Source organism: Aeromonas sp. MaB10011B (assembly GCF_017939325.1).
In the GTDB taxonomy this organism is placed as follows: domain Bacteria; phylum Pseudomonadota; class Gammaproteobacteria; order Enterobacterales; family Aeromonadaceae; genus Aeromonas; species Aeromonas caviae.
In genome coordinates this window covers 1-313 of sequence record NZ_JAGKRK010000067.1, presented here as the reverse complement: position 1 = coordinate 313, position 313 = coordinate 1, and the positions used below count along the sequence as shown (strand labels likewise).

General features: G+C 55.9%; 1 protein-coding gene. It reads right to left on the bottom strand.

The genetic code is table 11. The features are described from left to right. Positions 1 to 31: 31 nt before the first annotated feature. Positions 32 to 313 (bottom strand): IS30 family transposase (locus J9893_RS14005; protein ID WP_210600855.1); only part of this gene is annotated, 282 nt, incomplete at its 5' end.

Genomic DNA, 313 nt, shown 5'->3' with positions numbered 1-313 from the left:
CGCGAATTCAACTTCGAAGTGCGACACTCGCCTATGCCGCCTGACGGTACTCTTCGAATACCTTGACAGGCTGCCTGAATCCGAGACATTTCCGAGGTCGTAGGTTGAGCCACTGCTCCGCTCTCCTGACATCCTCGTCCGTGACCTCTCTCAGGTCTGTTCCCTTTGGGATAAACTGCCTCAACAGCCCATTGCTGTTCTCGTTCAGACCGCGCTCCCACGAAGAGTAAGGGTGCGCAAAGTAAGTCTCGGCACCCAGCGCTTCCTCTATCGCCTTGTGTTCGGCAAACTCGCCGCCGTTGTCAAAGGTGAT